Here is an 8,534-nt window from a genome sequence, read left to right as displayed (position 1 = left end):
CGACCGGGCAGGGCGCACCGCAGCCGGGCAGGGCGCACCGCAGCCGGGTCAGAAGTCGAAGAAGCCGCCGCCGTCGCCGCCGAACAGGCCACCGTCGAAGAACCCGCCGCCGCCGTCTCCCCCGCCGTCGCCGCCGAACAGGCCACCGTCGAAGAATCCGCCGCCGTCGCCTCCGCCATCGCCGCCGTCCCCGCCCATCAGTCCGCCGTCGAGGAAACCCTCGCCGCCGTCGCCGCCGCCCATGTCACTGACGTCGGCGCCGCCCTCGCCGACCCCGGACGCGAAGTCCTCACCGGAGTACCCGATGCCCGACATGCCGGCGAACATCATGTTGAACATCATCATCGAGCCCATCATCCACACGCCCGTGGTGAGGGCCGACGCCCACCAGGGCTCCGAGTACCAGCCGGCCGGGACCGGTCGGCCGGCCACGACACCGCCCGGGTAGTAATGCGGGGTCTCGTCGCTCGGATCGGTCGCGGCCTTCATGGTCCGGCCCTCGACGTCGACGGTGCGGTCCTCGGTCACGCGACCGGCACGGTCCTGGCCGGGGGTCTTGGGCAGCTCGGGCCCCGGGTCCAGGCCCATCGCCGAGCGCGCGGCGCGCACGTAGTACAGCCCCTCCAGCGCGGTGTCCTTGGCCAGCTGCGCCTGCACCGGGGTGCGGGCGTTCTCCAACTCGGAGACCGCCGCGGTGTAGCGCTCCGACGCGTCGGCCATGGCCTGCTTGGACGCCTCGTCGGTGCCGTCCAGGTTGAACACCTGGCCCCCGAGACGCTCGACCCACCGGGCCGCCTCGGCCCGGTGGTCGGCGAGGTGGTGATTGTGCTGCGCCTCCAGCTGGGTCTGGCCCTTGTTCTGACTGCGGGAGACCACAGCGACGGCCACCGCGATCACTGCGGCGATGAGGAGGAATTCCACGACACGACCTTTCTCGGTACTGGTGTCGAGGGTACCGAGATCGCGGCCCGTGGCGCGCGGTCCGGCAGGTCAGCCGCGGACGCTATCGCGGGTACTGCTGCCGCTCACCACGCCGTTGTCCCGGAGGCGTTCCACCTCGGCCGCCTCGACGCCGAACTCGGCTAGCACCGAGACGGTGTCGACCCCGCGCGGTCGGGGCCCGAAGCGGACGGAGCCTGGAGTGTCCGAGAGCTTCACTGGGATTCCGATGCTGCGGTAGCCCTCCCGCTCGACCACCATCTCGCGGTGCAGGACCTGCGGCATCGCGAGGGCCTCTCCGACGTGGTTGACCGCCCCGGAGGGCACCCCTGCCGAACGGAGACGATCCGCGAGGTCGTCACGGCTGATCCCTCCGACTAGCCCACCGAGGATCGCCCTGAGCTCGGCCGCATGCGCGAGCCGATCCGCGTTGGTGCGGAAACGCGGATCCTCGACCAACCCTTGCGCATCCAACGCGACAGCGAGAGACCGGAACTGCCGATCGTTGCCCGCGCCGATGAAGAAGGGACCGTCGGAGCACGTGAAGGTCTCATAGGGGCAGATCGTGGGGTGGGCGACTCCGGTCCGCTCCGGCGGCTCCCCCGTGGCGAACCACTTAGCCGCGTGGGGGTGCAAGATCGACACTGCGTTGTCGAGCAGTGCCAGGTCGACGAGTTGACCGCGTCCGGTCGCGGTTCGGACATGCAGCGCCATGAGGATGCCATTCATGGCGTTAAGACTGGTGACAATGTCCACCAGCGGGATACCGATCCGCATCTCCGCCCCGTCGGGCTCTCCGTTGATGCTCATCAAGCCCGACAGCCCCTGGAGCACGGCGTCGTAACCGGGGGCACCACCGAGCGGGCCGTCGACCCCGTACCCGGTGATTCTGCAATGAATCAGCCGGGGAAACCGCTCGGCGAGTGTGGCATCGCTAAATCCCCACTTCTCCAGTGTTCCGGCTTTGAAGTTCTCGATGACGACATCCGCGTCCTCGAGCATCCTGCCGAGTAGCTCCTGGCCTGCCTCGCTACGCAGGTCGATGCTGATGTTGCGCTTGTTCCGGTTAAGACCGTCGAAGTAGGCGCTGTGGTTCTCCCGGACGAAAGGCGGTCCCCACTCTCGAGTGTCGTCGCCAGTCGGCGGCTCAATCTTGATGACGTCCGCTCCGTGGTCTGCCAGCATCTGGCCGCACAGGGGACCGGCCAGCACGCGGGACAAGTCCACCACCCGGATATTGGTGAGTGCGCCGGCCCGGGGAGGAGTCCGGTCGTCGGTTTGGTCATCGGTGGCATCGGCATTCACGGTTTCGTCAACTTTCTGTTGTCTTGTTTGGATAGGTAGGCGTCGGTGCCGCCCGGGGCGGTGGCTCGGTAGCTCCGTCCGTTCGTCGCCGTCCGACGGTTCCGAGTTCCTTCACGGGGTTTTTTCTGAGGGACAGGGACGTCGAGACCGCCGAGGCAGCGGTAACCGCACCGACGAGGAGGAAGACACTCCCGGGTCCGGCCACTCCCGCGATCGCGCCGGCACCGAGTGGAAAAACCACCTGCGCCGCCCGGTTGCCGGTTAACCGGAGAGACAGGGCTGCAGAGCGGTCGCCGGCTGGCGCCGCTGCGGTCACCCAGTTCATGGTCACCGGCTGATTCAGTCCCCAGAAGAAGCCGATGACCGCGAGAGCCAAGCCCAAGACGACGACGTTGCTGGTCAGACCGAGGACCAGCGCAGCTGGAGCGGTGATCACCGGTGCCAGTTTGAGGATCGCGGTCTGGGTCCACCGTCGGAGGAACCACGGCATCGCCGCTCTCGAAATCATGGAGAACACCGACCGCAGGGCCACCAGCAAGGTCACAATGAGCGGGCTCAGTCCGGTCGCCTGCCCGATGACGGGCAGGTACGCGGTGATGAGGTCGATTCCTGAGATCACGACGAGAGCCGCATAGATCGCCGGAGTCATTCCAGGACGGCGGAGTATCACCACCATCGACGCTCCACCGGCCCGCCGACTGGAGCTCCCACCACTAATCGACCTCGGAAGGCTCGCGGCCAGTGGCAGGGCGATCGCAGTGATCACTGCCATCACGAAAAGGGGGACAGTGGTCTGAACGGCCCCGTCCGCCCGCCCCGACTCGAGGAGCACGCCCATGATGGGCGTACCGACCGATTGCCCCAGGGAGACCGCGAGAGCGAACATCGCGAAACCGTTCACGTGCCGATCCCTGTTCGTGAGCTCCATGACGAAGCCCTGCGCGCCGATCATCGTCATGATCTGGCCCAAGCCCAGCACAGCGTTCACTGCGGCCAGGACCGCGATAGACGGGGACAGTCCAGCACCTGCCACCGCCGTGGCAGAGAGCACTATCCCCAGGAAGAAGACACCTCGGCTCCCCGATCGGTCGACGGTTCGCCCGAAGTGTAAGGCCAACAGCATCGGTAGTATCGAGAACGTCGCGGCGACCAAACCGACGGTTGCAGCGTCTCCGCCCAGGTTGAGAACCCGGTAGGACACCGCCACCCGGACGGCGTCGTACGCGCCGTTGATGAGGACTGTCGCAATGAACAGCCGTCCGAGTGGGGGGATCATCTCGCGGACCGGTCAGCGCCCGGCGGCGGCGTCCAGCCACAGAGCTGCGACGCCATCGGTCTGGGTGCCCTCGACAACGAGGGGCCACGCGCCATCCATGCCGCCCGCTATAGCCGACCTCGTCAGCGCGGACTCCCACAGGGCCGCCGAGCCGAACTCGCCGCGCCATTGAAGCGCCGGCAGGGTGCGCCGGTGCAGCGTGTGCTCGTGGGTAGTGCCGATCGCACCGTGGACCTGATGAACATTTCGCACGGCCACCGCCAATGCTTGGGAGACGGCACTGCGGGCGACTGCCACCCGGAATCCCGAGAGGTTTCCGGCGAGATCGTTCGTCATTGCGTCGGTGAGCGCCGAGTCGACGGCCGCCCGCGCCAGGACGGTCTCCGCGGCGATATCCACTACCAGATTCTGAACCGACTGGAACTTCGCCAGTGCACGACCGAACTGGTTCCGTTCGGTCGTGTGGGCGATGGCCAGTTCGAGCATGCCCTCCATCGCCCCGACACACTGAAGGGATCGGGCCAGGGCGCCGCGCATCACGTAACCGGTGACCGCCGATGCGTCCACGGCGTGCCACTTCACGTCCCCCGATACGGTGACGTCCCCGGCGACCACGGCGGAGATACCCTCGACCGGCTCGATGCTGAGCTTCTCACTCTTCACGTCAGCCAGCTCGAAGCCCCCATCAACGGTACGCCGGACGCACACGACCGTTGCGGTTCTCCCGGCCCACGGAACAGCACGTGCGGTCCCATCGGCAGCGAGGACGGCCACGGTGGCGGTGGAGTCCGACGAGTCGTCGATCCCCGCAGCCCGGCGCAGTGGACCCGCCAACAGATCGGTCTCGGCGAACGGGACCGCGACTCCCGCCGCGGCCGCCGCGCGCAGAACTGCGGCCGCCTCGGGCCACCCCGCACCGCTCCCACCGGATTCCTCCGGTGCGGTGAGCCGGGCGAGTCCGACCTCTCGCAGTGTCTCCCACACCTGCGTGTGGTCCGGTTCGACGTCCGGTCCGGAGAACCCGGCCAGAACATCGTCAATCATGCTCTCGAGGTCCGGGTCGACCGTGAGGTCGACGTCGGTCCCTATTTCCTTCTGCTCGGTCATCGCATACCCAGTCCCCGCGCGATCACGCCGCGCAAAATCTCGTTGGTCCCGCCACGGAGCGTGAAGCCCGGACGCTGGTGGAGTCCTGCCCGGAGCAGGCTCTGGATCTCGGCGGAGCCGGGCGCATCCGTGGTGTTGCCCGGGATGAACTCGTCGCCGACCCTGGTCGATACGTGGTCGACGAGGTCGCCCTCCATGGTCGTTCCCAGAAGCTTGACCAGAGCTGCCGCGGTATCGGCCTTCTCGCCCCGCTGTAGTGCCCCCGCGATGTTCTGACTGAGCGCGTGCAGACCTGCCATGCGCGCCACCGAGCGACCGAGATCGGTCCGTTCCGGCAGTCGGCCTTCGGAGATCGCCCCGATCTCCGCCGCCAGGAGGCGAAACGACGACAGGAAGCGCTCGGGACCACTGCGCTCGAAAGCTAGTTCCGAATTCACTTGCTCCCAGCCGTTTCCAACGGTTCCGAAGACCATCGAATCGGGTACGAAGACCTCATCCAGAACCACCTCGTTGAAATGGTGGTCGCCGGAGAGCGAGATGATCGGCCGGATGCTGACCCCTGGACTGCGCAGGTCCACGATGAACTGGCTCAGTCCGGCGTGCCGGTGCGCGGTGTCGCGAGGCTCGGTGCGAGCGAGCGCGAAGAATGCCTCGGCGTGCTGCGCGCCGGAGGTCCAGACCTTCGTACCTGTGACCGACCAACCCCCGTCCACACGCACGCCCTTGGTCCGGACGCTCGCGAGGTCCGAACCGGAATCAGGTTCACTCATCCCGATCCCGAAGCAGCACTCACCGGAAGCGATCCGTGGGAGGTACTTCTCCTTCTGCTCCGTGGTCCCGTAGTTCAGCAGCGACGGCGCGATCTGGCGGTCTGCTACCCACTGCGCCGCCACCGGAGCGCCCACTGCGAGAAGCTCCTCGGTGACGACGAACCTCTCGAGGTGGCTCCGGCCACGTCCGCCGTATTGGACGGGGATGGTCATACCCACCCAACCGCGCTCCGCCAGCCGACGCGTGAAGTCCTCATCCCATCGCGTAAGCCAGGTATCGATCCACGGGGTCAACCGTCCGGCCGCGATCTCCTCTCCCAGGAAAGACCTGACTTCGGCGCGAAGATCGCCCATTGCTTCGGTGGCCGCCGTTGTGGGCGGGGCCAGGGATGAACTCATGAGGCCTCCTCAGGACTTCTGGTGATGCGAGTCACCGTTCTACAGTGACACAAGCGGAATAATTACGCAATAACGGATCCCAATACGCACTTTCGTACCTCTTCTACGTCGGCATCACCGTAGTCCGGCCATGGGCGATACGGTTACGCCATGACGGATCACAGCGCAGCCCCACGGGATGAGACCCGCGTGAGTCCGATGATCGAGAAGGTCCCGCAACGGCCTCGCCATCGGATGGTCGATCGGGTGGCCGCGATCATGGAACTCGTCGCGCGTTCGCGCGACGGGCTGACACTTACCGGTGTCGCCAAGGCACTCGATGCACCGGTGAGCTCAACCCAGGGATTGATCAACGGTCTGGTTGCGGTCGGTTATCTCGACGAGCGCGACCGTGTCTATACCTTGGGCACGGCGCCGTATCTCCTCAACGTCATCGCGGGCAGACCGCCGGTGACGAACGTCAGCCGAGCCCAACTCGAGGCCCTGCACACCGAGACCGGCCTCACTACTGCGCTGTCCACTGATGTCGGCGATGACCTCTTCTATGTCGACCACGTCTCCTCGGATCCCCACTACGCCTACATCGCCGAGAACCGGCTGCGCCGTTCGCTGCTCCGCACGTCTGCCGGGTGGCTGCTTCTCGCTGATCGTGAACGGCGAGATATCTGGGCGTATCTCAACTCCCGGCCGGCCGAGGAGGCCGAGATCGTCGAGCAATTCCTGCGCTCGCTCGACGAACTCCGTGAGACGGGGATCTGCGTCGCCCCCGGGGTAGCGGTCGACCGCGGCGACGGTGTCTCCGTCGCACTCCGCGAACGGGGGCGGACCATCGCGACGGTCGGCGTCATCGGACTGCGCGAGGAGATCACGCGCCGCAGTGACGACCTCGCGGCCATCTGCCTGCGCCATGCACAAGAGTGGCGCATGCGCTGACGCCGCTGGAGCGGCGACCAGTCGGTCTCCGCTCCAGCGCCCTGCTGCCGGTGTCCCTTGCAGCTCCCGGGGTCAGCGCCCCTTGTAGTCCCCGACCCGCTTTTCTGCGAACGCGGCGAGCGCCTCGCGGTGGTCCTGCGTGTGGTGTGCGAGCGCCTGCATAGCCGCGGAGAGTTCGAGCAGCGACTCGAGGGACTGATGCTGCGATTCGCGAAGCAACTTCTTGGCCATCCGTATCGAATGCGGCGGGTTCTTGGCCACCCGGACTGCCAATGCGTTAGCAGCCTCGATGAGCTGATCCGGCTCGACGACCTCGTTCACCATGCCCCACTCAAGCGCCTTCTCCGCCGGCACCCGATCACCGGTGAGTGCCATCTCGGCGGCGCGCATGGGGCCGATCGCTTTGGTGAGCAGCCAGGCGCCACCGTCACCGGGGATGATGCCCAGCTGCACGAAGCTCTCGGCGAAGAACGCGCGGGAGGAAGCGACACGGAGGTCGCACATCATTGCCAGGTCGCAACCGGCACCGACCGCGGGCCCGTTGACGGCCGCGATAACCGGGACCTCGCAGTGATACAGCGCCCGCGGGATCCGCTGGATGCCACCGCGGTACCCCTCACGAAGCTCATAGGGGCTTCCACCGAACATGCCGTTGCGGTCGACCATGTCCTTGACGTTGCCGCCTGCGGAGAACGCCGAGCCGGCGCCTGTGAGTACGACAGCCCGGACGTCAGGATCAGCATTGACGGCCGCCACGCGCTCGCAGAGCGCCTCGACAATCGATGCATCGGAGATCGGGTTGCGACTATCGGGCAGATTGAGGGTCCAGGTCTCGACGTGCCTGTCACGCTGGACGAGTAGGGACTCGGTTGAGGTCATTTTCTGAACTACTTTCTGTCGATTATTTCCGCCAGCGAAATCGTGGCACTACATCAAGGCCTACATGGATCCCGGGATCCAGAGGACGATCTGAGGGAATACAAGGAAACCCTCAGGGCATCAGCCATGTGTTTCCTTCCGTAGGGAACGATCTATGTATATGCGTACCGGATCGTGTCAGACCCTACTGAGTGACATGAGTCACTGTCAATGACCGGGGCGTGCCAATTCGCCGTGTGCCATCGTCCGGATACGAAAAAGCCCCTCGTCTCAAACCTCAGAGACGAGGGGCTTCACGGTGGAGCCGCGTGTCGGAATCGAACCGACGACCTTTTCATTACGAGTGAAATGCTCTACCGACTGAGCTAACGCGGCGAGCCCTTGTGGGGCGTCGCAACTATATCCGACCGAACCCCGCCGCCGAAAAACGACCCGCCCCCGCCAGGCTGTCAGCCCAGTGCAGCGCGGATCGCGCCGACCATGGCGGACACCGCGAACTTGGGTTTGACGTTGACTTCGATCGCCGCCCGGCACTCCTGGATCGCCTCGATCGCGCGGAGGATCGCCGCGGCCGGGTAATGCCCGCCGAGCCTCGCCGCCTCCTCCGCCTTGTCCGGATGGACCGGGTCGACCTCGCGGGCGCCGAGCGCCGACATGAGCGCATCCCGGTAGAACCCCGCCAGGTCGACCAGCGCGAGGTCCAGTGAGTCGCGGGTGGACCGGGTCCGTCGTGACTTCTGGGCCTTCTCGAGTTCCTTGACCGCGCCCGTCGCACCCCGCCCGGCCGACGCGGTGCCCTTGCCGGTGCCGCCCGCGCCCAGCGCGGTGCGCAGCTCCTCGACCTCGCGCTCGTCGGATTCACTGTTGCGGGCCAACGCCTCCTGCTCCGCGGCGCTGACGAGCCGGTCCGCGAGAGGGAACGCCCG

Annotated in this window: 7 protein-coding genes, 1 tRNA gene and 1 pseudogene; 1 reads left to right on the top strand and 8 read right to left on the bottom strand. The window is 66.5% G+C overall.

Features of this window, described 5'->3' with window-relative positions:
* Window positions 1-48: 48 nt before the first annotated feature.
* From G6023_RS07340 to G6023_RS07320, 5 genes are all read right to left on the bottom strand, one after another.
* Complete coding sequence (locus G6023_RS07340) at window positions 49-921, bottom strand: DUF1542 domain-containing protein (RefSeq protein WP_182634750.1); 873 nt, start codon at window positions 919-921, stop codon at window positions 49-51.
* A 69-nt stretch (window positions 922-990) separates the two neighbouring features.
* The gene (locus G6023_RS07335; protein WP_347570742.1) at window positions 991-2,244 is read right to left on the bottom strand and encodes a CaiB/BaiF CoA transferase family protein; all 1,254 of its coding nucleotides are present in this window, start codon (window positions 2,242-2,244) and stop codon (window positions 991-993) included.
* 7 nt (window positions 2,245-2,251) lie between these two features.
* A complete protein-coding gene (locus G6023_RS07330) occupies window positions 2,252-3,520 on the bottom strand; it encodes an MFS transporter (RefSeq protein ID WP_182634748.1) in 1,269 nt (422 codons plus the stop codon).
* Window positions 3,521-3,532: 12 nt separating this feature from the next.
* Window positions 3,533-4,627 carry an acyl-CoA dehydrogenase family protein gene (locus tag G6023_RS07325; RefSeq protein WP_182634746.1) on the bottom strand — a complete coding sequence of 365 codons (1,095 nt, stop codon included), beginning with the start codon at window positions 4,625-4,627 and terminating at the stop codon, window positions 3,533-3,535.
* Window positions 4,624-5,796: an acyl-CoA dehydrogenase family protein gene (locus G6023_RS07320; RefSeq protein ID WP_182634744.1), complete on the bottom strand. Its 1,173-nt coding sequence runs from the start codon at window positions 5,794-5,796 to the stop codon at window positions 4,624-4,626. Before G6023_RS07320 ends, G6023_RS07325 begins: the two co-directional genes overlap by 4 nt.
* Window positions 5,797-5,994: 198 nt before the next feature.
* On the opposite strand from G6023_RS07320, the gene G6023_RS07315 reads away from it, so the two are divergent.
* Window positions 5,995-6,729, top strand: a complete 735-nt coding sequence (locus G6023_RS07315) for an IclR family transcriptional regulator (RefSeq protein ID WP_472986429.1) — start codon at window positions 5,995-5,997, stop codon at window positions 6,727-6,729.
* A 72-nt stretch (window positions 6,730-6,801) separates the two neighbouring features.
* Here the strand turns inward: G6023_RS07315 and G6023_RS07310 are convergent, their stop codons facing one another.
* The 3 genes and pseudogenes from G6023_RS07310 to G6023_RS07300 form a co-directional block, all read right to left on the bottom strand.
* Window positions 6,802-7,608: a crotonase/enoyl-CoA hydratase family protein gene (locus G6023_RS07310; RefSeq protein ID WP_182634742.1), complete on the bottom strand. Its 807-nt coding sequence runs from the start codon at window positions 7,606-7,608 to the stop codon at window positions 6,802-6,804.
* Window positions 7,609-7,907: 299 nt separating this feature from the next.
* A tRNA-Thr gene (locus tag G6023_RS07305) sits at window positions 7,908-7,983 on the bottom strand.
* A 74-nt stretch (window positions 7,984-8,057) separates the two neighbouring features.
* Window positions 8,058-8,534: pseudogene (locus tag G6023_RS07300) on the bottom strand (DNA polymerase III subunit delta'); the annotation flags it as partial.

Source organism: Dietzia sp. DQ11-71, from assembly GCF_014144995.1.
Taxonomy (GTDB): Bacteria; Actinomycetota; Actinomycetes; order Mycobacteriales; family Mycobacteriaceae; genus Dietzia; species Dietzia kunjamensis.
The sequence above is the reverse complement of the archived record's forward strand: the minus strand, read 5'-3'. Positions and strand labels throughout refer to the sequence as shown.

Coding starts and splice junctions, on each gene's coding strand:
- G6023_RS07310 (WP_182634742.1), bottom strand. CDS start 7,608: ATGACCTCAACCGAGTCCCTACTCGTCCAGCGTGACAGGCACGTCGAG.
- G6023_RS07320 (WP_182634744.1), bottom strand. CDS start 5,796: ATGAGTTCATCCCTGGCCCCGCCCACAACGGCGGCCACCGAAGCAATG.
- G6023_RS07325 (WP_182634746.1), bottom strand. CDS start 4,627: ATGACCGAGCAGAAGGAAATAGGGACCGACGTCGACCTCACGGTCGAC.
- G6023_RS07315 (WP_472986429.1), top strand. CDS start 5,995: ATGATCGAGAAGGTCCCGCAACGGCCTCGCCATCGGATGGTCGATCGG.
- G6023_RS07330 (WP_182634748.1), bottom strand. CDS start 3,520: ATGATCCCCCCACTCGGACGGCTGTTCATTGCGACAGTCCTCATCAAC.